This is a genomic window from Pseudoalteromonas sp. SR41-4 (genome assembly GCF_014163985.1).
Taxonomy (GTDB): domain Bacteria; phylum Pseudomonadota; class Gammaproteobacteria; order Enterobacterales; family Alteromonadaceae; genus Pseudoalteromonas; species Pseudoalteromonas rhizosphaerae.
In genome coordinates this window covers 1-22454 of record NZ_JACJEI010000025.1, presented here as the reverse complement: position 1 = coordinate 22454, position 22454 = coordinate 1, and the positions used below count along the sequence as shown (strand labels likewise).

The window sequence follows — 22454 nt, the reverse complement described above, 5'->3', positions numbered from 1 at the left end:
CCATAATTTTAGTTTGCTTTATGTTCAAAAACTGATTAACATGCGCTCGTTCAATTGTTCAGCACTTACCCTAAGTGTTGGATTCATCAATTAACTGTGAAGGAGAAAATATTATGACAATTACATCAACATCCTTTGCAGGTCTTATCCGATAAGAAACTTGTTACTTAAATACGCTTTTATATATTAAGCACATTTAAGTAAACATTGCGTTTAAACGCGTTCCTTTCGTTTGATTTCAATATAGATCCAGACCTGCCAATTCGTATTTCGTTTTAATCCTATTTTTCTAACAAAGAAAAAGGAATTGGTATTATGGGCAAATCCGTCCAAAAAATAACTGATAAAGTTAGCCTTATTGCGTCTGTTGATACGTGGATTGAAGGGCTGGCAATACAGCAACTGATCAAAACATCAGAGTTAAATGGTATGCAACGTGTTGCGGGCATGCCTGATTTACACCCAGGTAGAGGGTATCCTATCGGGGCTGCATTTTTCACTACTAACAAAATTTATCCTGCTTTAGTGGGTAACGATATTGGCTGCGGTATGGCGCTGTGGCAAACCACAGCCAAAGTAGCAAAAGTAAATTTGGATAAACTAGCCAAAAAATTTACACATATTGAGCTGCCACTTGATGAAAGTTGGTTCTCAATCATAGAAAGTAGCAAAGCGGCAAAAAATATTACTATCAAGGGTTATGATAGTGCCTTGGGCACCATTGGTGGCGGTAATCATTTTGCTGAGTTTCAAGCGATTGATGAGATATACAATCAAAGTGCTTTAGATGAGTTAGGGCTAAGTAAAAAGCATCTTCAACTATTGGTTCATTCAGGCTCGCGCGGGTTAGGGCAATCAATATTGGTTGAACATATAGCGGGCCATAATCATGATGGCTTATGTGAAAGTGATGCTGACTTTAAAGATTACATGAGCAAGCATGATGAAGCGGTGCGCTTTGCAGAGCTTAATCGTGAGTTGATTGCTAAGCGGTTTTTAGAGGCTATACGAGCAAATGGTGAGTGTAGCTTAGATATTAACCATAATTTAGTATCGGCTAAAAACATTGACGGATGCGCTGGCTGGTTACACAGAAAAGGTGCAACACCGAGTGATAAAGGTTATGTAGTGATCCCAGGCTCTCGTGGCGATTACAGTTATCTTGTAAAGCCTGTATTTACAGAGTTTATTGGTAATGATCTAACAGTGCAGGAAAGTATCAATACCAGTTTATTTTCACTTGCACACGGCGCGGGGCGAAAATGGCAGCGTGGTGAGTGCCATGGCCGATTAGGTCATAAATACAAGCGCGAAGATTTATATCGTACAGCGTTAGGCAGCAGAGTTGTTTGTGGTAATAAAGAATTGCTATACGACGAAGCACCACAAGCATACAAAAAGTGCGAAACGGTGATCAGCGATATGGTCGATGCAGGGTTAATTGAAGTTGTGGCTAAGTTACGCCCGATACTAACCTTTAAAACAAATGGAGATTGTTCATCATGATATTACTACAACTATCTGCTGGGCAGGGCCCTATCGAGTGTTGCAAAGCTGTTGGTTTGGCGCTGAAAACGATTGAAAAGCAATGTCGAGAAAAGGGCATAAGGCTCGATATTGTTGAAACCGTTGCTACTAAAGAGCTGGACTGTTTTAAATCGGTACTATTACAAGTTGGTTCAGGGCAGCTAGATTCAACAACAGCTTATTTAACAAAATTTTATTCAGAAAAGGAAAGCCAAGTTAAGCAATTGGCTCAGTCATGGCAAGGTACTATGTTGTGGGTGTGTCAAAGTCAGTATCGGCTTAAGCATAAACGTAAAAACTGGTTTTTTAGCGGGCAACTGTTCGATATTGATGAAAGTAAGCTTGATAAAGGCGTAACTTTTCAAACATGCCGCGCGTCTGGCGCTGGCGGTCAACATGTTAATACTACTGATTCAGCGGTAAGAGCAACTCACACAGCAACGGGGACTTCGGTACGTGTTGAGAGTGAGCGCAGTCAACATGCCAATAAGCGTTTAGCAAGTGTGTTGTTGTTTCAAAAACTAGAGCAAGTAGCGTTGGATAAAATGACTCAGCAAGAAACAGCACGTTGGCAGCAGCACTGGGAAGTTGAGCGTGGTAACCCTGTAAAAACATTCACTGGTGAAAAGTTTGTTTTAAACCGTGACTGCTCAGTTAATAAAGGAGTACATAATTAATGAAGGAACATAAAGAGACAAATGTACTTTTCATTTGTAGTCGCAATCAGTGGCGAAGCCCAACGGCTGAGCAAGTATGGAGAAATCACCCAGAGCTCGCTGTTAGCTCAGCAGGCACCAGCCCTAATGCAAAGAGAACAGTGAATGCCAAAATGATGCAATGGGCTGATGTCATATTTGTTATGGAGCAAAAACACAAAAATAGACTTAAAGCGCAATTTGGACATTTATTAACGTATAAAGATATTCAAGTATTAGATATTGCTGATGAATACCAATATATGGATAACGAGTTAGTAAGTATTATAAAACAAAGCGTTGGCAGCTATTTAGCACTAACTTTAGCGTAGCGTTTTTTATCTTGTTTGTGAATCGGTACGAACAAGATAAAACATTCGCGACTAAAGTCGTTCCTACATGATACAAGTACTCGTGTGAGTGGCTTTAGTCACCAATAAAAGCTTTTTGCGACTACTATTTAAGCAGTTAGCTTATTGATTGTTAAAATAAAGGTTTTTGCTAGTGACAAGCCAGTAAAAACTTTTTATACTGCAACCCGCTTTAGTCGCTTAGGTGGTTAAACGCTTCAAAAATTTAGCTTTGTTTTTTAAAAACATAAGCTAATACAAAATGGCCCCTTAGCTCAGTTGGTTAGAGCACACGACTCATAATCGTTAGGTCCCCAGTTCGAGTCTGGGAGGGGCCACCATTTTTACAAGCTTTCCAAGTAAACACCTACTAACAGAAATTACCCTGTGCTACCTCTGTGCTACTTTTCAGTATAGTTATTTTTTAGCTAAGGATAAAGCCCCCCGTGTTGAGCCTCTGATACACCTGTTCGAACAATATCATCCTGTATCTAGATATCTCCTGAAACATCGACAACCACAACCTCAATGACCTGCTTAAGCTGCTCAATTAAGGTTTCTTCCAATGCAGAGGCTAATTCCTCAGGTGATTTAGGTTTGATGCTTACTATATTTGGCATGCTAGGTATTTTTCGTTTGTCATCTAACCCATACCAAAAAACCAAAAAGATCCCTCTCCCCGATCTCTCCCCATGCCTCATGTATTGCTTATACAATTGCTCTTCAGGAGCGTTCCACAAATCTGCGTGGTAATGCCTCTTAATTTCAATTGGTAGCTTTAACTCTTGCTCTATGTAACTACATGCTATGTCAGCTCTTTTACCTCCAAATTGAAGATCTTCAGGCTCTGAGCTTATATAATTAGGTAGCCTAGCTCGAAGAAGCGTTAATAAAGCATCTCTTCCCTCATTTTCAGGCTTAGGGTCAGCCAGTCTTCCGTATTGGTCTACATTCCAAAATTGCTTATGAATATTTGCATTATCGGATTTTATCACTTGGGCTAGATCGCCTAAATGGTCCGCCACTAAAGACGCTAAGTCATCTATATTTGATGGCTTATGATTGAAAAGCGTATTTGCTGCCTCCGTCCATGTTGGTTTTTTAAAGTTAGCTTCTCTGTACAGCTGCTCATGATCATGAATAGCAGTCTGCAGTATCTGCTGATATGTACGAAACTCGGGCGCATCCAACATAGTTCTCAGGGCATTTCCTGCATCAGGCAACGGGATAGATGCGAGCCTGAAGACTATATCTCTTACAAAAGAAGATGCGTCATGTGGTTGCCTATTTCCAGACCACCCGCCCTTAGGTCTGGGCTCATTTACAAAATGTTTCGCAAACTCAGTCCCAAGAAAGCTATATATTGAGACTCTTCTTGTTGTCGATATTTGCTCGAGAACAGATCCCAGGTTCTCTACTTCCTCCTTAACAATCCAAAGCATACTTAGCTTATTCTTATTATGAGAGGAAAATTTAAGTTTATAGTCTGGAAGTAAAAGGAACGCTTGCGCTTCGTAAAAAACCTGCATTTCATCAGGTAGTTCTTTAGCATTTTCTAAAATTTTAACAAGAATAGGATTAAGCTCATCTAGCTCCACTCCATCTCTTAATGCTCCATACCAAAAGTTTTTAGCGTAGGCTTTAGATGAGTCCATCTTTAACAGCTTTATGATTACATCTCTGCGAAACAGCCTGAGTTCTTTTGATTGCAAAAATATTTGTTGAGCACGAAGGTACTGAAATCCCGATTTAATTTCTGCACTCATATATTCATAATATGTTTTAACTGCTAATTGTGGGTTGTCACTCAAAATGGCCTGCAGCCAGCCCCTAGAAATATGCTCTTTTTTCTTAAATTGTGGTTTAGAGCAAAAACTATCCAATATTAACGCCATTTTTCTCTTATCTAGTGACCAAGCAGATATACTCTTAGTTTCTCTCCATAACTCATAAAACCCAGCTAAAAACGCATCTAGCATACGAGCAGATTTACCTTCCTTAGTCAGCTGAATAATGTAATCTAGGTCAAACAGATTCGTTTTATCTGATAAAGCCTTAAAACCCTCCAGAACGTAGGTAAAATTACGACCTTCGAAATAAGCTGATAATATTGATGGGGGATCGTCAAGCCGACACTCAGGTATATTGCCGTATCGACCGAAGTATAAGTGAGCTAACCAACCTAAATGCCCCAAGTGCTCACCGGTTCTAATAAGATCTTTTTCTATCTCAAATTGATTAAGATTGCACTCTCTGATTTTGTTATGTTTGGCTTCAAATCTTAAGCTTCGAGCAATATCTTCATATCGCCAATCTTCTACTTCACAATTTAATTCTTGATCCGCAATTGGCTGAAGATATTGGCAATTAGAGTTTTTGGGTAAATCAACTAAATAAGTAAACTTATCAACATTTTTTTCAGGTTGGAGGAAACATAACTTAAAAGCAAACCCATAAATATCTTCTTTTAATTCTGCAGGGCAATTACTTAAGGCAACCATAGTCTCTGAAAGTTGCTCCTCGTCCGAAAGAAGTCCAGGAAAGTCCATTCGAAATCGATTCACCCTATAATGTATAGATCTTTCTGTGGTGTTATCCAAAAGCAAAAACCGAAAGGCCTCCTTCAATTTATGCTTTTGTTTCTTTAACAGTGAATTGTTTTCCTTGGCCCATCTAGGGGTAAAGGCTCTTCTTAACGAGCGAGCTCGCATCAACCAATTAAACAATTCCTTACCAGAGAAGTAGGCTTCACTTTTAAGGACTTGATTGAACCAAGAATTATGTAAGTATTGAAGTTCAGAGTCGATCTCTTGAAGCTCTTGGCTATATATATTTTCATCATCATTGCTAGGGAAGTTATTTAACAATAATACGGCTTCTTGGTCATTGGCTAAGTCCACAATACTCCAAAACTCTCCTATTGCTACCTCCCCATCATAATCAGACAAGCTATCAAGCAGTTGCGCAATATCTTTCCAAGTAAATACACTTCCAAAGAAACTCGATATAAGCTTCGCTCTGACTCTCAAGGAAAGTTCATCACTTTGTGTTAACAGTCGCTTATATATTGTTCGCACAAATTGACAAGGAGGGTCTGTTAATTTTGACAACAAAACTACTGCGCTCTCTTTATCACGTATACGAAAGTCACTGTCATCAACTATTTGCTTATAAGTGTCTAGAAGTGCAGGTATTGGTTTTGATTGCTCAAGCGCATCAAAAATAAGGGCTCTAAGTTGAAAGCTGCTTTGCTTATTAAGTAATATACTTGCCAATTTAGGCACTAACCTATCGCTTATTAACCCACCGATATTAGGTTCATCCCAATAGGTGTTTCTGAACCAAGGATTGCGTTCTGAGTGCTCTGCTAGAGCATCTAACAAAATGAGTTTGTTGCTCTCAGATAAAGAGGCTGGGTCACCATAAGTCAAAACACCATAAGGATCTTTTATTATTAATTGTTCAGCTGTGTTAGGTTGAAAAACCACTAACCATGCGAACAGCCCCCTTAATTCAGATGTTGGAAATCCGTTTAAACCAACGATTGATAAAATTCGTCCAATCGGTAACCGTTCATCTAGCTGCTTTGAAATCCATTTAGCAGCTATGAACTCAGCAATTGTTCTATGGCAATAATCAAATACCCCTTCAGTATCACTATTTACGCAAAGTCTCCGACTTAAGATAGCAATTGTCTTATTAACATCTATTGTATCGAATTCAGTAAGGCTACGAATGGAAGGGGTTAAGCTGTTATGGGATTCATCAATTGCAAAACCTTCTACATCACTTAAAAGCCTACATGAGAATATAGCTCCTGCAGTATCTACCAGTTCTTGGGGAACGAATCGACCTAACTCCTTTGTGGACGCCATTTGATTATGCTCCCGAAGAAGCAAAGTCACTGTAGATTCGAATAACTCTTTCTTAGTCTTAGGCCAACCCCCAAAAGCTACAGATTTCGCAAGCATTATTAAAGTTTGTGGGTTTTCCAGCAGACCAGTTAATCCATGAGTTTGGGAATTTTCGAAAAATTCTTGAATTTCAATATCAATATTTAGATCATTCAATATAGAGGCTTGCTCAAAGTAATCCAAAGGCTCTAAACGCAGAATCACCACATCTTCTTCGAAGTAGTCATTTAATATACCGAGGTCAACACTTCCATACCAGTCACTTTCTCGACAAGAGAGTGAAAAATGCTCAGGTTCAAGTTCATATAATTTCTGGACAATCTGGCCTAAGATAGCTCCGTCAGCGCCAGCCCTCGACTCATCAAGTCCATCTAGAAAAATATTGTGTCCCAAATGAGAAGCAGGTTTATTTAGAAAGGAAGCTACCTTTATTGCTGAACTTTCTTTAAATCGAGCCACATGCTCAAATAGATGAGATTTACCCGAACCGGGGCTTCCAAGTAAGATGATATGCTTATTTTGGATGAAGTCAGAAAAAAAACAGGTGTTATTATCAAATTTGTTGGGTTTTTTTACGTTTAAACGCCTAACTCGTCGATCCCAAAGATGTTTACGTCCTGTATTCAATTCCCATTACCCTTAGAAATAAAGTATAGATATGAATACATAAGTAACATTTTTAATAAATTGCGTCCAATTTGTAATAAAGTCGTACCTACTCGAAGAGTTGGGGACGATTCGCTGAGTTGCTATCGCAATATTACTACTCATAATGACTTGATATCTATCACTCAACTAATCAACTAAAAACCAGAATCTGCTTTAAGTCTGTATAGAGTTCATGAGAGTTATTACTTTAAATAAACTTCAGTAATTTCAGCCCTGAAATGGCCTAGCTCTTGCGATACTGTCTCGAGAGCTATTGCCCTACTTAAACCGAAACTCCTTAGCTCAGCCATTCTCTCTTGTGCATAGCTGTGTCTAAGACCATGACCGCCATTAGAAAAAAAGAGTGTGCGACTAGATGCTTTAGAGAATGAGCACGACCATTTATGGCCACCGCCAAGATCGTAGCGTTGCAAATAGTTAATTTCCCTGTCACGAACGGTTATAGGCTGTGCTAAGCGCCTTTGTTCTAGCTGGTTAGCTAAAGTGTTAGGTATTAGTACATCACGGATTAGGCCACCTTTGCCTTTAACTGTATAAATACAACCTTCTCGACCAAGCCATTTACTGTTTAACGCTGGGCGGCTATCTGCTTTTCGCTCTGATACTCTTGCTATAGTTAATAGTTCATGGGCTCTTAAGCCTGCTGCGTAGGCTATTTGTGTAGATAAATTATATTTTCTAGTTTGATGTTCACTGATTGCGTGAGCTTGGGCTGAAGTATAGGCGCGAGACTTTTCGATTATCTCTTTTTCGGATTTTATTACAGTCAGCGTTTCTTTAGGGCCAAGTTTACCATTGAGTTTAAACATAGCTTGAATTGCTTGCCGTTCCATATCCAACGTTTTTTGGCCTACAAACTCACTGCGGTAATCAAGGTATTTATAAGCATCTTGAAGGCTCATGCCCTGAACTCCATTAATCCCAATATCTTTTGACCACCGAGCTATTTTTATCAGTGCAGTTTTATAGCTTCGAGCAGTTCCTAGAGATTTAATAATTTTGTGCTTGTATAAGTTTTTAGCTAGCTTCTCCGCTTGCGTTTCTGGTTTTGCGAACTTAGCCATTCTTTTGTACCCAACGTTTTACAGTTGTCCAATGTACTCTCACTCCTTTACGCAAGAGCCATCTTTGTAGGCTGGCTATACTCGTATCTTCTTCGTAAAGAGCCAGAAGTCGTTGTTTATGTTTATCTAGCTTGGATGGTTTAAATCGTTTTTTACTGATCAATTTTTTCTCATTTTTTAGGCGCAATGCTTCTGCTTTAGCATTAAAGGTCATAGTTATTCTCCGGTGTGATTGTAAGAAAAACTGGCTGATTAAGCTCAGCGGCTAACGCCTATTCGCCCCTGTTTTACGCATGCGTAAGGCTCGGACTGATCGCGCCTAAAAATCAAAAGACTTGGTTTTATAATGAAGCTGAAAGCTTCTGAAGTGGGGGTTACAGAGAATGTAACAACGTGTTGAAGGCAGCAGTGCAGCGCCTGTTTTATTCTTGCCCGAAGGGCTTGATTAATATTTAGATTAGCAGCTTTAATTTATATTTCAATCTGCAAATAAAAATCTGCGTGTAAGATACTCAAAAGCCCATACCCCGCTATGTGCAAGCCTATTTTAGGCTTCTACATAGCGGGGTATGGGCGAAGCCCAGAAAAGAGGAGGCAATTGCTCATGATGCCTCATTTTAAATATTAAAATTGTAGTTCCATCAATTAAAAGAAGTACATATGATGTAATTCGCACAATTAAAAGTTTCAATTATTGAGAATGAAATGGATTTTTTAAGAAATAATTTTATACGAGTTCCTATATTGTTATACCTAGTAGGTTTTGTTGTACATAACTCATATTTGGCAAGTTATGGCAGTTATGAATTTGAGCTTGTAGAAGCGAGGTATATGCTTACTGGATTTGGTTCAGTATTTATTTTCACATCAATGTTCCTGTTTGTGTTTTATAGAACGAATATTTCAGATGTTTCTAAAAGTTACGAGCCAAAAATTTTGTTCCCTTGGTTGCTGAGAATTTCATCGATACCAGCAGGCATATACAGTATTTTGCATAGTGCTGATTTTTTAGAATTTCCTTTCTCAGCATTTGGCGCTTACATGGATTTAGGTATTTATATTTTCTATAGTAGTTTTGCTTTATTAGCTATAGAGGTCATGAGAGGAAAGCGGTTTCAGTCAAAGTTACTTAAAATATTAATCTATATAATTACAATCCCTTTTATAGCTCTTCTTTTTTTTGCAAGCGGTGAGAGTGAATTATTAGGTCAATACTCAAAGTTTACTTTGTATTTTTTCTTAGGTGCTTATGGAATAGCGATTTCTCAAGATGATGAAAAAAAGGGGGTACAGCTTAATCATTTAGATCTTGATTCAGATCCAAAACATGAAAAATATTTTTCTCTGATGTTTGCTTTTCTTTGCTTGGGCTATGGCCTATTTCAATTTATTTCTATTTATTCTAATAATATTTATCCTTATATACCAACGGCGTTGGGTGGCTCAAAAGTGGTTAATGCAACACTCTATCTAGCTGACTCTAAAGCTAAAGTAAAAATCATTCAAGAAGGTCATAATTGGTTCCTAATATACAATGAAAAAACTTCGACTATTGAAAAAGTTAAATCATCAGAAATTTTAAAAGTTGAATATCATATGGATAAGCTTCCTAAACTTTTAAAATAAAAAATTAATTAGTAAAAATAATCTTAGGTGTTGCCTGATGCTTTACCATGATTCTCTAGAATAGTTTCTGCTAACTCATTTTCGATACAATATAGATACGCAGTTGGCACTTCTAAAATATCAGCCAATGCTTTCACTGTTTTAAAGTCTGGAGAATGTACACCTTTTTCGTACTGGTTCATTCTTGCTGATGCTGCAAACTGATCCATTCCAGCCAAAATTCCCAACTGTTTTTGCGATAGCCCTTTGGCTTTTCTTGCTTCTTTTAAGCGTTTTGGAAATGGTGATTCGTCATTAGTTTTCATTATTTATTGTTCTTAGCTTGAAAACTAAGAGTTTCTTAGCTTTAATTGAATCTGGATACTAAGGAGTTCTTAGTTTTCGCTTTCGTGGGTAATTTGAATTTGGAGAGGAATGAATATGCTTGAAACATTTGTGTGTGTATTAGTTGGGGCTGTCTACTTGCTGGCAGGTATATTTACAAGCGATGAGCAGTCGTCTAAAGAAAGCGAGCAACTAGAACAATTGAATGATGGTATGGGCAATATTATCGCTGATGGTGAATTTATGTCGCGTGAAGAAGCTGAAGATGCACAATCACGTGGAGAGCTTTACGACACCTATTACTAATCACTTAAAGAATAGGGCAGTGTTCAAAATTAGGCATGCCTAATTTTAAGGAGCAATGTATGTTACCTATAGAGCTATATAAAAATGTTGAACTAAGGCCATTTATACCTGTAGTCGTTGAGTTTCAAAGCCGCTTGGCTGGTATCGAAGCTGAATGTGAACCATTAGGGCTATCATTTGAGAAAGAAGTGCAATCAGAGCAGGAAATCTTTTTTGCTTTGATTTCTCAAAAAGCGTTGGCTTTCGATGTAACTAATGAAATCGGTGAGGTTTGGGATATTAGACTAGAGCCTTTCAGTCATTTCAAATCTCGAAGCAAAAAAATCACATTTCCTTTCATGGGGTGTAATGAGCAGAAGCAACAAAATATTAGTGAGTGGATTATTGCTTTGTGTAATTGGGAAGGATCTTTTCTATACTCAAGTGCAAAGCATTAGCAGAGATTGCAGTTATGACAATATACGAATGGTTTCAAATGTGGATTTTAATGGTGTTGGCGATTCGCGCTACTCGACGCTACGACAAGCTGAAAAATGATCTTTTCACAGCAATTAAAGAAGGCAGGATTTAAACATGGCTCCTGTACTCGCTGGTTGCGCTTTGATTCTAAGTCTTGTGATCTTCTTCGCTGTTTTGTTTTATCTTAAAAATAATAGTTAGTGCACCTACCGAAAGGTGCACAGTTAATTACTATTAATTAATCACTTTACAATACACCTAAAGAAGAAATAGCTTGAGAAACGTGTTCAATTTTAGAGTTAACAAGGTGACTGGGGAAAACTAAAAATATCAGCATTAGCCAGTACCTTAGAGTTAAAGTGATTTGTAGCTTATAAACATTATCTACTTTGTTCAGTTCTATAACTTTACAGTAATTCTTATATTTTTCTTTCTTCTTAATTGCCATTTTGTCGGCTCCTTTGTTTTTGACCGACTTATCAATTTAATCATATTTTTTTGTGATTCAACAATTTTGTCACTATTTGTAGATTTTTTACTGTCTATATATACATGCTGTATATAAAAAAGGGTATTGCATGTTGGGGTAGCTTTTTTGAGAAATCAGTAACTTTATTCCCATAATAGTAAGGCATTCCATATATTAGTAAACGGAGTGCTTTATGCCAAAAATCAAACCGCAATTTTATACAGCAGATGAAGTTGCAGAAGCTTTATGCTGCTCTAAGCAAACCTTATACAACAAGCTCAGTGAGAATAGACAAGCTAAAGCGTGTCACTCACTGCCTCCTTATATCAAGCAAGGAGGTAAAACACTCTTTCCTATATCAGAATTCCACCACTGGATTGAAACGCAGCCTTTAATTCGCAGCGGGGAGGTTCATTACTAATGGCCCTTTCTCATAACAACATAGAAATAATTACAAAGTGCCCTACAGAAGAGCGCACCATTGGTTTATACCCTGCATTTTTAATAGACCCATGTATTTTGCCTCTTAAAAAGCTTGAGAAGTGCAATGTCGAAGGTTTTGGCAAGTACAAAACTGTAATGTTGAGTAGCCCTCAAATCTTGCCTCATGGTCATTATGCAAGGTTGATTATTGCTCATCTTACAACACAGATAAGTCGAAGGCCTGAACTACCTTCATACGTCATAGCCAAATCGGTAAGCGACCTGTTTCATCAAATAACAGGGCAAGACTGTATATCAGGTGGCACATACGCTAATTTTTTACTCTCTCTCGAAAGAGTGTTTGATACTACATTTACAGTTGTTTCAACTAATAATTCAGAAGATAAAACTCGAAGAAGAGGGTTTTTCGCTGAAGCAGATAATGTGATCACGAATGAGTATGACGTTGGTCAATTCAACGCTAAATATAAGCAGATTCTCTACACTCCCTCGAGCAGTTTTAAGGCGTTGATTACCGATGATAAAAGTATTATTCCCATTGATTTAAGATTCCTTCAACTTGCTCGAGCTAAGGACATTGTTCTCGCCCATGATCTCTACCTATTTCTCATACGTCGAGGTTACGGACGCAAAAGAGTTGGTTTTGTTCCTTGGGTGACTCTCCACAAAGACATCTTTCCTTATTTTAAACGATTCGACTTAAGTAGGTTCAAACGGCGCTTTTTACACGCTTTAGACTTCATTCTTGACTGCCATCCTCATTCAGGAATTCATGTAGATAAAGAGGATAAAGGTATAGTCATTCCACCTAACAACTATCTACTTCGCGGTAGAGGTGACTAGTGTATAGCTGCTTAAAAATTATGTATAAGTAGTTTCTAGTAATGTCACTGGCGGTCAAAAGTTTGTCATTGGCGAACAAATTTATGTCACTGGGAGCTAAATGTTTGTCTCTGGCGTGCAAAAGTTTGTCACTGAAGGACAGTACCACCAATGCAGCCCTTTATTATCAAGGCCTCTAGCTCCCTGCTTAACACCTTAAATTCTCAATATCCAAAAATCTTATTATTAAGGACACTTAACTGTGAATAACAAAACTTATAAGTACGAAAAGTACATGAAGAACCTGCCTTACATCAAAGACCTTCAGTTATACAAGGCTGTGGGGATGACTCTTTATCTTATCATTGATAAAAATAGAACTTTAAAATTTGCACTCTCTTCTGCAAGCACAAACCATAATTTTAAGCCAAAGAAGCGAATTGAAGACCTTGTTAAAATCGCTCTCCCTGATGACTTCTTCGAAAAAAGGCAAAGAGCTAATGCACCAAAAGAAAAACGGGAAGAGGCTGCCGTGAGGCACCAAATGTTAAAAGAAATGGACTCTTTGGCACAGCTCCATCTAAAAGGTTTATTTGGTCAAGGTTAGCAGTGGATAAATTATTGAATTGCATTTTACCTAAAATATAAGTACGAAAAGATAGTCTGAAGCTTGTACAGATTGTATTGAACTGCTATTTTTTATTTGAAAGTAAAATTTTTTTACTTTCTTCTAGTTGGCGATCACAAAAAAATAATCCGCAGATATTGATAGAAAATACTTTGTCTGTATAATATTCGACCCAATTGAATCACAGAATAGGTTCTTAATATGACTTTTGAAAAGTTAGCAAAACTTGCAGGAAGCAAAGAGGCTGATAAAGAGATAGCCCGTGGTTTTAATAGCCGTCAAAACAAACGCGATAAAGCTTACTCAGAAAAAGCTCGTAATCAGACCCCTACAGATAAATTTTTTTCTCGTAGTTATAACCTTTAATCATCTCTGTGGATGAGAAGGCAGCTGCCAGGCTGCCTTTTTTGATGGAACAAAAATGCAGTCAGACTTCCTTCTATGTGAATTTGCCAAAGAAACTTTAAGTAATTTGGTTAAAGAGAGATTCGGCTCTGAATTTCCCGACATCAACTCTAAGTATCAGATAAAGTATTTATACCGTTATCTTTCAGACTTTAATGCTCAAACGATATTGCTTGAGCCAGATTATGTCGATCGGGACTTTTTAGAGGATTATTCAAGGTATTATGTAAAGTGCTTTAATCAGTATGGTGATCGATGTGCTAGGCTGCATTTTTTTTCTAAAGAAATAAACCACCCTGAGTTCCAATCTTATCTTCGTGAATATAATGAAGAAGAGCATGAACAATTACAGAAGGCTTACCTTGGCTTTATAGTCGTGAAACCATTACCCAAAACTTTTATTGGTAAATCTTGTTTAAGACTGTATGAAAGCTTTGTTGGTAGTGACAATAAAAAAGCTCTGAACCATAGATACAAAGTTAATTTATTTGGCCTAAATTTACATGTAGATACAGTAGCATTCCAAGAACAAGATAAAGTCGTATCAGCATGTGCAACTACTTCAATTTGGACTGCACTTCAAGCATTAGATAAGAATGACTTAAGAACAGTACCATCATCAAGCGAAATAACACTATCAGCAATCAACCACGTTGCCGATTCTCACAACAGTTTTCCTAATAATGGTTTAACTAATAAGCAAATCCTTCGTTCTTTAGATATACAAAAGCTAAGAAATCATAAGTTTAATATTGATACCTCAAAAGCTGAATCTGATAATTTTTTTAATATAGTTAAAAGTTATTTAAATAGTGACCTTCCTATTATTCTTGGTGTTGATGTGTACTGGGAAGAGGAGCAGGCTCAACTTGTAAGTGAGGGGCGAGGCCATGCAGTCACAGTTTTAGGGTACAAGGAGCGTAACGGTAATAACTATCTATATATTCACGATGATAGGATTGGTCCTTTTGCAAGAGTACGAATAGTTAATGATCCAAATCAAATTGCTTCAATAACAAATAGTAAAGCTGAGTCGCCAATTGAATGGGGTCTTATTTTAGAAGAAAAAGATGATAATGGTAATTGGCAAGATGCAGATCAAGTTCTTATTCCAGATAGTTTGATAGTCCCAAACTATAGAAAAATTAGAATTCCATCTGAATATATTTCAAATACTTGTAATTCTCTAATTGATGAGTACTTTTTTTACTATAAAGAACAAAAAGAAGATTGCCCTGAGGTCACTCATGAAATAGAGCTGGTTAGCTCAGCTGACTATAAAAGTAGTCTAATTCAACAGCCGGAAGTTGCCAATAAAGAAGCAATCTTGTGTAAGCCTCTAGCAAAATATATTTGGTGTGCCAAGTTCAAGAGCGGAAGCTTACATTTGTTTGATATATTATTCGACTCTACTGAAATCCCTCAAGGGGATGCCGTAGCTGGCATTTCAATATATGATCAAGATGGTTTTGATGTTATTTCACGACCACTTAAGAATATCCTTGAGCATCAATCGTTACATGAGGATTACTCTGGCAAAGACTTCCTTGTTCCATTAATTCGTTCGTTTAAAGAAGAAAAAGATAACTACTTTGCTTACCTAGATAAGCAATTCGGTAAACCTAGGGCTCCAATACGAATTAATAGAGAGGAAATATCAGGCGGTGAATTACATAACCAAGCTGGGCTTAGTTATTATGGAAAGCAAGAAAAGTGCTTAGCTGATGATTTCGCTGAGCTGCTTAATACCTCTGATGAGGAATTTCGAATTTGGGTAATATCTATTGATGGTGCTTTATTGCTGGGTAAGGAAGTTGAAAGACGAGGGCACCCAACTTTAACAGGATTTAAGTCTGCGCGTATCGGTGGTGAGCTGCATTATAGAGATGATAAATGGGTTATTAATTCAAAGTCTGGTAGATATAGCTCAGGCTATGATAACGGCAATGAATTATTAGCAAATGCGAGGAATAAGTTTTTAGAAATATATTCGAGGCTTAATCCTGAAAATATTGAGATTGATGAATATCACCCAAAGTAAGTAACAGCCTTAGATGTCAGGTTTGGTAAAATCGCCACACCTGACATTCAATTCAAGCAAGCAAAGCGCTCATCAGCTCAACTTTTTGTTCCTTAGTTAAGCTTGCTAACAGACTTTTCATTTCACTCATTTGATCATCAGGTTTTTGCTCAATCAAACCTGCATATTTGGCTATTGTTTCGGTTACTTTTTCTGCGGGCTCTTTAAGCTCCTCAGCGGTTAAAATTAAATAGCCAGCAGTTACATCACTTTTATCTGTAATATGGTTTAGAAGGCGTTTCAGGAGGTATCCGGATACTCCGCTACTCTCAGCCATTGATGTAAATGTACGGCGCAAATCATGCGAAGTGATTTTTACTCCTGCAATTTGGCATACATGTTTTAACGTTTTTTTAGGATCAGTGAGGTAGCCCTTTTTACTGTTTGTCCCAAACACATAGTCAGATACCTTGTATTCTTTTCGTCGATTAAATATCTCAGCTAATCGATCTGTAATAGGGAACTCGACGTCCAAGCCATTTTTTGTATCTTCTAAAATAAATATCCTGTCTTCAAGATGTACTTGTGACCAAGGCAGTTGCAGTAGCTCAGACCTTCTCAGGCCTGAAAAGGTTAAAAACTCCAGATAATCACAAAAACCGACACGACTATTTTGACGATATTTAGCTGCTTCATTTCTTACTTCATATAATGCATCTACAAAAGGTTTTAGCTGTGAACGGCGCAGTCGTCTTGTTTTACGTTTTATATTATTCCAACTACGTTTTTCAGAAAGAGCAGCTACAGGGTTTTCTGGAAATAGTGAGCGACCTTCTGAAGATTTGTATTCAGCCTTAGCAAAGTTAAACAAAGCACGTAGTAGGCGCATGGTACAGTTTGCTTGAGCAGGGCTTCTTGAGGTTATTTCTCGTTGGCGCTTCAAAATCATTGTTTGATTAATATCGGCTAGGCGCTTGTTATGCCAGTCCGGTAGATAGCAGTCCATTTTTTGCTTATAACCTCTTTTGGTTATAGGCTTGAGATCTCTAGATTCGATGTATGAATCAAAAGCTTCTTTCAGAGTAATCGAAGCCGCTCTAAACTGGCGCTTAAGGTCATTAGGATTAATACCCTCAGCTATATCTGCCATTACCTTTCTAGCCATTCGCCTTGCATCATCGAGTGCAATTGATGGAAAGTAACCAAGGGTGACATTAATAGGAGTATCTCTCCCTGGTATCTTTTTATAAACTCTAAATGACTTTTTACCAGCTACGCTCACATCTAAAATGAGTCCTGACAATAGATTGTCATAATAACGAGTGCGTTTACCGTTTGATTCTATCTTTTCAAGCGACAATTCTGTGAAGCGAAATTTTGTGTCTGACATATGGTGCTACCTCTGTGCTACTTTGAACGTAAAATTTAACGTTCTGAAATACATAATGATTTATGCATCAGAGGTAGGGTTTATTCAATAACCCCATGATATAGCTATGAAAATTAGTAAATAGTTATATCAAAAAGTAACTCGTAGTAAGTCCTTGTTTTGCAACTCATAATCGTTAGGTCCCCAGTTCGAGTCTGGGAGGGGCCACCACTTTTAAAAGCTTCCCAAGTAAATACCTAATAAACAAAATTACTCAGTTGTTCGTTTTATCAATACGATATTTACGCTTTGTTATTAAATAACAATCCTGAACTTGTATTACCTGCAGATGTAAATAAGCTATTGACTAAGGTTGAGACATTTTTTCTAACCGTTAACTGTATAAAACTTAATTCATCATCTAATTGCTTATTTAGCTCCGTTAATTGCTGTTGTTGCTGTGTTTTAGATAATGTTTCGTCATTTTTTACCGTTTTTATTTTATTCTGTAGTTGATCTATGTTCTTTAGAGTTTGTTCCTGCGAAGTTTCCTCAGGCTGTTTGGTTTCATCATCTTCTTTACTGTCAGTGTTCGCAATATTTCTGTTTTCAGAAGTGCTTGTTTTATCATTCTGAGACTTTACATCTACGTTGCTTGTAGTCGATTGTGTATTTAAATTATTTTGCTTTATATTATGTGATTCAATTTGTATTTGTGGATGAAAAGCATTCAACTTCATAAAGTCCTCTACGTGATAAAAAATTGACTGATTTTAGTTCAGGTCTGAATAAATATTTTTATGCACTTTTCGTTCCAAAAAATAGGGTCTGTATTTTTAAGATTAAATATTACTAATTAAAGGTTATGTTAATGGCATTTAATGCTATTTCCTTAAAGGTGTGATAATTTGCCTCAATATTTTGGATACTTTTTTGTAAAAAATATTCTCATCAGTTTAGCTGTTGACAAACAAGCTGTTTGTTTTAAAAGTTCTCGAAGAATTACTCCTTGCTGTAATTCTGTAAGATTGATTGCGGTGTTGTAAAATAACAACTAACCTTAAGATAAAAGATTGGGGAGGTTTAATTAGTGAATGATAAATCAATGGAATGCGATAGAGTGTTGTGTAGCAATTGCACGGATGAAGAAAGCCTTGGTTTTGATTTTACAATGGCATTTCAACCAATAATAAATTGCCAAACTAACTCTATTTTTGGTTACGAGGCACTTGTTCGTGGTTTAAATAATGAATCTGCGTATTCAGTTATTTCTAAAGTGAATGATGCTAATCGTTATACTTTTGACCAGCTCTGTCGCATTAAGGCAATTGCATTAGCCGCAAAACTAGGCGTTGATTCGATGTTAAGCATTAATTTCTTACCTAATGCTATTTATAAGCCAGAACGCTGTATTCGTACTACATTAGAAGCCGCTAAAAAATATAATTTTCCTACTCAACGTATTATGTTTGAGTTTACTGAAGTTGAGAAAATAGAAGATAGTGCTCATATAAAGCGAGTGGTTGAGTATTACCAGTCGTTAGGTTTTACAACAGCCACGGATGATTTTGGATCTGGTTATTCAGGACTTAATTTATTAGCCGATTTTCAGACTGATATTATTAAGTTAGATATGGAGCTTATTCGCAATATAGATTCAGATAAAGTACGCCAAGCAATTGTGACCCATAGCTTAAATATGTTTCGTGATCTAAATATCACTCCGCTAGCTGAAGGGATAGAGACTCTTCAGGAATATACTTGGCTAAAAGCAGCGGGCATAGAATTAATGCAAGGCTATTTATTTGCAAAACCAGGTTTTGAGAGTTTACCAACGATTGATTTTAATGATTATTGATTACTCTTTGGTAACGCGAGCGATAACAATGCTGCTAGGGCAATAAAGCAGCTTGAGATCCACAAGCAAGCTTCTAGCCCGTGTTGTTGATATACCCAGCCCGAAAGCACTGTGCCTAATAATCTGCCCATGGCATTTGCCATATAGTAAAAGCCCACATCAAGTGACACGCCATCGCTATCAGCAAGGCTTACAATTAAATAGCTATGCAATGATGAGTTAATCGCAAACACCGCACCAAATATCAGTAAACCGATAATAACGGATGCTTGTATATAAAAGTCAAAATGCAGAGCTAAGGCAATCATGGCCGGTATAGCTGTTAAGTAACTGGCCCATAAAAAAGCGCTACGGCCACAGGGCACCTGAACTGATTTTTTTCCTGTACTCATTATGTTTGTAATATAAGGCGCAAAAGACTGCACTATGCCATAACCAATAATCCAGCATGCCATAAAGCCGCCAACCCACCAGTGATCCCAGGCAAATGTAGCCGCTAAAAATACCGGTAGCGCCACAACAAACCAAACATCTCTGGCGGCAAATAAAAATAGTCGTGCCGCAGAAAGTACATTAATTGCTTTGCTCTTAGAGAATAGCTCACTAAATTTGGCTTTATTTTTAGCTTTGCCTAAATCTTCTTTTAATGCGAATAAACTAAATAGCCAAACCATAGTGAGCATGCAGATCATGATTAGCATTGCGCCATGAAACTCTAGCAAAGTCAGCAGTACGCCACCTAAAAAGAAGCCAACACCTTTTAACGCATTTTTAGAACCCGTTAAAATAGCCACCCATTTGAAAAGCTGGCCTTGCGCGTCTTTTGGTACTAGTAACTTAATAGCGCTTTTGGCGCTCATTTTATTCAGATCTTTTGCGATCCCTGAAAGCGCCTGCGCAGCCATCACATAAATTACGGTGAGTGTATCTACAGGTGCCATAAGCATTGCCAAAGACACAATTTGTAATGCTAAGCCAATGTTCATGGTTTTATTCAGGCCGAATCGAGCTCCCAGCCATCCGCCCACTAAATTGGTGATCACACCAAAAATTTCATAAAACAAAAACAACATAGCAATACTAAGTGGGCTGTAACCTAATTGATAAAAATACAGCACCACGAGCATCCGCAAGGCGCCATCAGTTAAAGTAAATGCCCAGTAATTACCGGTAATGATCAAATATTGTTTTATTTGTGGGGAGAGTGCTGTGAATCGATCCACGGTTAATTATTCCTTGTCAGCTAGACCAACTTTACGTACCAGTTCCGCAGTTCGGTTCGCGTAGCCCCATTCATTGTCGTACCACACATAAAGTTTTACTTGAGTGTCGTTGATCACCATGGTTGATAGCGCATCAATGATGCTGGAACGAGGATCGGTTTTGTAGTCAATAGATACCAGTGGGCGTTCTTCGTAGCCCATAATGCCTTTTAGTTCATTTTCAGCAGCATCCTTAAGTAATTTATTTACTTCAGCAACGGTGGTACCGCGCTCAAGTTCAAATACACAGTCAGTAATTGATGCGTTAGTTAGCGGTACGCGAATAGCATGGCCATTTAGTTTACCTTTTAACTCTGGAAATATATGCGTTATTGCAGTAGCTGAACCAGTTGTAGTGGGGATCAAACTTGTGCCGCATGAACGTGCACGGCGTAAGTCTTTATGCGGCGCATCAATAATTGTTTGGGTGTTGGTTATGTCATGAATGGTGGTGATTGAGCCATGCTTGATGCCAATCTTTTCATGAATAACTTTTACTACTGGTGCTAAGCAGTTAGTTGTGCATGATGCAGCGGTAATGATTGGGTAAATCTCTTTATTATAAAGGTGGTCGTTTACACCTATTACTACATTTAAAATACCCTCTTCTTTTACTGGTGCTGTAACAACAACGCGTTTTACACCTTGATCTAGGTAAGCTTGCAGTAGTGCCTTGGTTTTAATTTTACCCGACGCTTCAATAACGACATCACAGTTAGACCAATCAGTCTGTTCTGTTTTAGTGTTTTGCGTAAAAGCAATTGTTTTACCATTAATTATAATAGTATCTTCAGTATGACTTGCTTCGTGATGCCATTTACCGTGTACTGAATCAAACGTCATTAAATGAGCGAATGTTTCAGCATTACCGCCTGGATCGTTAATATGGACAATTTCTATATCATGCCAATCAAATGCTGCGCGCATTGATAATCGACCCATACGGCCAAAACCATTTATACCTACTTTTACTGTCATAATTACATCCTGATTAATTGTTGGGTTGTAAGTGCGGTAAAGCTAGCGCTTCATTACGTTAGCCAATGTTAAATTGTGCTGTGTTTATTAAAGTTATCGTTAACTGCAAAAGCTCAATTTATTAGGTCGTTTATGCATAGTCGCTAATCGCTTAAGGCTGTTGATGATCAGATGGAGATTACTTTCAGTGGTTGTACTAATAATCGTCTTGCTCCATTGTGGCAATCTTGGATTAATTTGGTAAAACACCCATTGTCCGTGCTTTCTATCTGTAATGATGCCGGCTTTCTTTAATACGGCTAAGTTACGCGATACCTTTGGTTGGCTTTGCTCTTGCAGTGCTACCATTAATTCGCAAACACATAACTCGCCATAGTAGTTGGTTAACATTAAAGTTTTTAATCGGATCTGATCAGTTAAGCATTTATAAAATATGCTTGGATCTATCGATAACTCGTTATCTTGATCTGAGATGGTACTACTACATAGTGGCACATACTGATGTGATTGCAGGTTATTAATATTACCGTGTACGTCAATAAACATATCCAGTCGTTTATCAAGTTCATAGAGGGTTGCGACAAAGGGCTCTAAACCTACCATTACTTTTGGATCTGCAATATCCCACGCAAGTTGCAACAGTGCGCCTTTATAAGCTCTGCATTCATTGTTTGCTCTTTCACATAGCGTAATAACATAATCAAAAGTCTTATCTGTAAACTCAGCTATATGTTTTGCGCTGAGCTCAGTTATCGGCAAGTTAAACTTTTGCAAACAATTAATTGTTCTAGGATCAATATCTTTAGGAGCGATCCCAGCACTATAAACATCAAAAATCTCTCCCGCTTTATTTCTCAGTAATACTTCTGCCATTTGTGAACGGGCTGAATTCTCAGTGCACAGAAAGAGCACACTTTGCTTTGAACTATTACTTTGGGACATGTAAATTAAATATTCTGACTGACAATATCCATTAAGTGTATATATGAAATTTCATATATACAATACTAGTGTTATTAATATCAACGTATATGAATGTGAAACCCTATTTTAGAAGGATTAAACAATAGCGATTATCTATTTTTTAGATGTGTTTTTAAGCATCTTGGCTAAAAAGCAAGCGTAAGGCATGTTTTTTATAGTTTTCTTTAAAAAACGCTTGCGTAAAATTCGCCGCGCCCTATAATGCGACCCCACTGAGACGGCAGACAGCAACGCTTAGCGAGGCAAGAGTTAATCAGTTAGTCGAGTAAAACTTGAGTTTA

Annotated in this window: 22 protein-coding genes and 1 tRNA gene; 13 read left to right on the top strand and 10 right to left on the bottom strand. The window is 37.6% G+C overall.

The features are described 5' to 3' along the window. Window positions 1–315: 315 nt before the first annotated feature. The 4 genes from H5180_RS17300 (at window position 316) to H5180_RS17285 (ending at window position 2913) form a co-directional block, all read left to right on the top strand. Window positions 316–1506 (top strand): RNA ligase RtcB family protein, encoded by a 1191-nt coding sequence (locus H5180_RS17300; protein ID WP_182758713.1) that lies wholly within the window; start codon window positions 316–318, stop codon window positions 1504–1506. Continuing rightward, a complete protein-coding gene (gene prfH / locus H5180_RS17295) occupies window positions 1503–2204 on the top strand; it encodes a peptide chain release factor H (protein WP_145238719.1) in 702 nt (233 codons plus the stop codon). Before H5180_RS17300 ends, prfH begins: the two co-directional genes overlap by 4 nt. Then, a complete protein-coding gene (locus H5180_RS17290; RefSeq protein WP_182758712.1) occupies window positions 2204–2554 on the top strand; it encodes a low molecular weight protein tyrosine phosphatase family protein in 351 nt (116 codons plus the stop codon). Before prfH ends, H5180_RS17290 begins: the two co-directional genes overlap by 1 nt. Window positions 2555–2836: 282 nt before the next feature. Then, a tRNA-Ile gene (locus tag H5180_RS17285) sits at window positions 2837–2913 on the top strand. 150 nt (window positions 2914–3063) lie between these two features. Here the strand turns inward: H5180_RS17285 and H5180_RS17280 are convergent. From H5180_RS17280 to H5180_RS17270, 3 genes are all read right to left on the bottom strand, one after another. Continuing rightward, window positions 3064–7113 carry a hypothetical protein gene (locus H5180_RS17280; RefSeq protein ID WP_182758711.1) on the bottom strand — a complete coding sequence of 1350 codons (4050 nt, stop codon included), beginning with the start codon at window positions 7111–7113 and terminating at the stop codon, window positions 3064–3066. 224 nt (window positions 7114–7337) lie between these two features. Then, window positions 7338–8219 (bottom strand): site-specific integrase, encoded by an 882-nt coding sequence (locus H5180_RS17275; RefSeq protein ID WP_182758710.1) that lies wholly within the window; start codon window positions 8217–8219, stop codon window positions 7338–7340. Beyond that, window positions 8212–8433, bottom strand: coding sequence for a hypothetical protein (locus H5180_RS17270; RefSeq protein ID WP_182758709.1), 222 nt, complete (start codon window positions 8431–8433; stop codon window positions 8212–8214). Before H5180_RS17270 ends, H5180_RS17275 begins: the two co-directional genes overlap by 8 nt. A gap of 491 nt (window positions 8434–8924) precedes the next feature. On the opposite strand from H5180_RS17270, the gene H5180_RS17265 reads away from it, so the two are divergent. Continuing rightward, a complete protein-coding gene (locus H5180_RS17265) occupies window positions 8925–9845 on the top strand; it encodes a hypothetical protein (RefSeq protein WP_182758708.1) in 921 nt (306 codons plus the stop codon). Window positions 9846–9868: 23 nt separating this feature from the next. On the opposite strand, the gene H5180_RS17260 is transcribed toward H5180_RS17265, so the two are convergent. Beyond that, on the bottom strand, window positions 9869–10150 hold the full coding sequence (locus H5180_RS17260; protein ID WP_182758707.1) for a helix-turn-helix domain-containing protein: 282 nt from the start codon (window positions 10148–10150) through the stop codon (window positions 9869–9871). Window positions 10151–10265: 115 nt separating this feature from the next. On the opposite strand from H5180_RS17260, the gene H5180_RS17255 reads away from it, so the two are divergent. Both H5180_RS17255 and H5180_RS17250 read left to right on the top strand, forming a co-directional pair. Continuing rightward, window positions 10266–10475, top strand: a complete 210-nt coding sequence (locus H5180_RS17255) for a hypothetical protein (RefSeq protein ID WP_182758706.1) — start codon at window positions 10266–10268, stop codon at window positions 10473–10475. Window positions 10476–10534: 59 nt separating this feature from the next. Next, window positions 10535–10912 (top strand): hypothetical protein, encoded by a 378-nt coding sequence (locus H5180_RS17250; protein ID WP_182758705.1) that lies wholly within the window; start codon window positions 10535–10537, stop codon window positions 10910–10912. A 269-nt stretch (window positions 10913–11181) separates the two neighbouring features. On the opposite strand, the gene H5180_RS17245 is transcribed toward H5180_RS17250, so the two are convergent. After that, window positions 11182–11382, bottom strand: coding sequence for a hypothetical protein (locus H5180_RS17245; protein ID WP_182758704.1), 201 nt, complete (start codon window positions 11380–11382; stop codon window positions 11182–11184). 214 nt (window positions 11383–11596) lie between these two features. On the opposite strand from H5180_RS17245, the gene H5180_RS17240 reads away from it, so the two are divergent. The 5 genes from H5180_RS17240 (at window position 11597) to H5180_RS17220 (ending at window position 15743) form a co-directional block, all read left to right on the top strand. Then, complete coding sequence (locus H5180_RS17240; RefSeq protein WP_138588601.1) at window positions 11597–11824, top strand: AlpA family transcriptional regulator; 228 nt, start codon at window positions 11597–11599, stop codon at window positions 11822–11824. After that, complete coding sequence (locus tag H5180_RS17235) at window positions 11824–12690, top strand: hypothetical protein (RefSeq protein ID WP_182758703.1); 867 nt, start codon at window positions 11824–11826, stop codon at window positions 12688–12690. Before H5180_RS17240 ends, H5180_RS17235 begins: the two co-directional genes overlap by 1 nt. Before the next feature lie 241 nt (window positions 12691–12931). Then, on the top strand, window positions 12932–13276 hold the full coding sequence (locus tag H5180_RS17230) for a hypothetical protein (RefSeq protein ID WP_182758702.1): 345 nt from the start codon (window positions 12932–12934) through the stop codon (window positions 13274–13276). A 222-nt stretch (window positions 13277–13498) separates the two neighbouring features. After that, a complete protein-coding gene (locus H5180_RS17225; RefSeq protein ID WP_171034671.1) occupies window positions 13499–13663 on the top strand; it encodes a hypothetical protein in 165 nt (54 codons plus the stop codon). A gap of 55 nt (window positions 13664–13718) precedes the next feature. Further along, the gene (locus H5180_RS17220; protein ID WP_182758701.1) at window positions 13719–15743 is read left to right on the top strand and encodes a C39 family peptidase; all 2025 of its coding nucleotides are present in this window, start codon (window positions 13719–13721) and stop codon (window positions 15741–15743) included. Window positions 15744–15795: 52 nt separating this feature from the next. On the opposite strand, the gene H5180_RS17215 is transcribed toward H5180_RS17220, so the two are convergent. Further along, on the bottom strand, window positions 15796–17112 hold the full coding sequence (locus H5180_RS17215; protein ID WP_182758700.1) for a tyrosine-type recombinase/integrase: 1317 nt from the start codon (window positions 17110–17112) through the stop codon (window positions 15796–15798). A gap of 281 nt (window positions 17113–17393) precedes the next feature. Beyond that, entirely contained in the window at window positions 17394–17831 is a 438-nt protein-coding gene (locus tag H5180_RS17210) for a hypothetical protein (RefSeq protein WP_182735831.1), read from the bottom strand. 350 nt (window positions 17832–18181) lie between these two features. On the opposite strand from H5180_RS17210, the gene H5180_RS17205 reads away from it, so the two are divergent. Next, window positions 18182–18949 carry an EAL domain-containing protein gene (locus tag H5180_RS17205; RefSeq protein WP_182732028.1) on the top strand — a complete coding sequence of 256 codons (768 nt, stop codon included), beginning with the start codon at window positions 18182–18184 and terminating at the stop codon, window positions 18947–18949. Here the strand turns inward: H5180_RS17205 and arsJ are convergent. From arsJ to H5180_RS17190, 3 genes are all read right to left on the bottom strand, one after another. Further along, window positions 18943–20172 carry an organoarsenical effux MFS transporter ArsJ gene (gene arsJ / locus H5180_RS17200; protein WP_182758699.1) on the bottom strand — a complete coding sequence of 410 codons (1230 nt, stop codon included), beginning with the start codon at window positions 20170–20172 and terminating at the stop codon, window positions 18943–18945. The two genes, H5180_RS17205 and arsJ, sit on opposite strands and share 7 nt — an antisense overlap. A gap of 6 nt (window positions 20173–20178) precedes the next feature. Continuing rightward, window positions 20179–21189 carry an ArsJ-associated glyceraldehyde-3-phosphate dehydrogenase gene (locus tag H5180_RS17195; RefSeq protein ID WP_145238745.1) on the bottom strand — a complete coding sequence of 337 codons (1011 nt, stop codon included), beginning with the start codon at window positions 21187–21189 and terminating at the stop codon, window positions 20179–20181. Window positions 21190–21288: 99 nt separating this feature from the next. After that, window positions 21289–22131: a metalloregulator ArsR/SmtB family transcription factor gene (locus H5180_RS17190; protein WP_182758698.1), complete on the bottom strand. Its 843-nt coding sequence runs from the start codon at window positions 22129–22131 to the stop codon at window positions 21289–21291. Between the last annotated feature and the right edge of the window lie 323 nt (window positions 22132–22454).

Excerpts from the sequence above, each read along its gene's own strand:
- H5180_RS17270 (WP_182758709.1), bottom strand. The coding sequence starts at position 8,433 with ATGACCTTTAATGCTAAAGCAGAAGCATTGCGCCTAAAAAATGAGAAA.
- H5180_RS17220 (WP_182758701.1), top strand. The coding sequence starts at position 13,719 with ATGCAGTCAGACTTCCTTCTATGTGAATTTGCCAAAGAAACTTTAAGT.
- H5180_RS17255 (WP_182758706.1), top strand. The coding sequence starts at position 10,266 with ATGCTTGAAACATTTGTGTGTGTATTAGTTGGGGCTGTCTACTTGCTG.
- H5180_RS17240 (WP_138588601.1), top strand. The coding sequence starts at position 11,597 with ATGCCAAAAATCAAACCGCAATTTTATACAGCAGATGAAGTTGCAGAA.
- H5180_RS17210 (WP_182735831.1), bottom strand. The coding sequence starts at position 17,831 with ATGAAGTTGAATGCTTTTCATCCACAAATACAAATTGAATCACATAAT.
- H5180_RS17260 (WP_182758707.1), bottom strand. The coding sequence starts at position 10,150 with ATGAAAACTAATGACGAATCACCATTTCCAAAACGCTTAAAAGAAGCA.
- H5180_RS17235 (WP_182758703.1), top strand. The coding sequence starts at position 11,824 with ATGGCCCTTTCTCATAACAACATAGAAATAATTACAAAGTGCCCTACA.
- H5180_RS17225 (WP_171034671.1), top strand. The coding sequence starts at position 13,499 with ATGACTTTTGAAAAGTTAGCAAAACTTGCAGGAAGCAAAGAGGCTGAT.
- H5180_RS17215 (WP_182758700.1), bottom strand. The coding sequence starts at position 17,112 with ATGTCAGACACAAAATTTCGCTTCACAGAATTGTCGCTTGAAAAGATA.
- H5180_RS17265 (WP_182758708.1), top strand. The coding sequence starts at position 8,925 with ATGGATTTTTTAAGAAATAATTTTATACGAGTTCCTATATTGTTATAC.
- H5180_RS17195 (WP_145238745.1), bottom strand. The coding sequence starts at position 21,189 with ATGACAGTAAAAGTAGGTATAAATGGTTTTGGCCGTATGGGTCGATTA.
- H5180_RS17275 (WP_182758710.1), bottom strand. The coding sequence starts at position 8,219 with ATGGCTAAGTTCGCAAAACCAGAAACGCAAGCGGAGAAGCTAGCTAAA.
- H5180_RS17300 (WP_182758713.1), top strand. The coding sequence starts at position 316 with ATGGGCAAATCCGTCCAAAAAATAACTGATAAAGTTAGCCTTATTGCG.
- H5180_RS17190 (WP_182758698.1), bottom strand. The coding sequence starts at position 22,131 with ATGTCCCAAAGTAATAGTTCAAAGCAAAGTGTGCTCTTTCTGTGCACT.
- H5180_RS17245 (WP_182758704.1), bottom strand. The coding sequence starts at position 11,382 with ATGGCAATTAAGAAGAAAGAAAAATATAAGAATTACTGTAAAGTTATA.
- H5180_RS17290 (WP_182758712.1), top strand. The coding sequence starts at position 2,204 with ATGAAGGAACATAAAGAGACAAATGTACTTTTCATTTGTAGTCGCAAT.
- H5180_RS17250 (WP_182758705.1), top strand. The coding sequence starts at position 10,535 with ATGTTACCTATAGAGCTATATAAAAATGTTGAACTAAGGCCATTTATA.
- prfH (WP_145238719.1), top strand. The coding sequence starts at position 1,503 with ATGATATTACTACAACTATCTGCTGGGCAGGGCCCTATCGAGTGTTGC.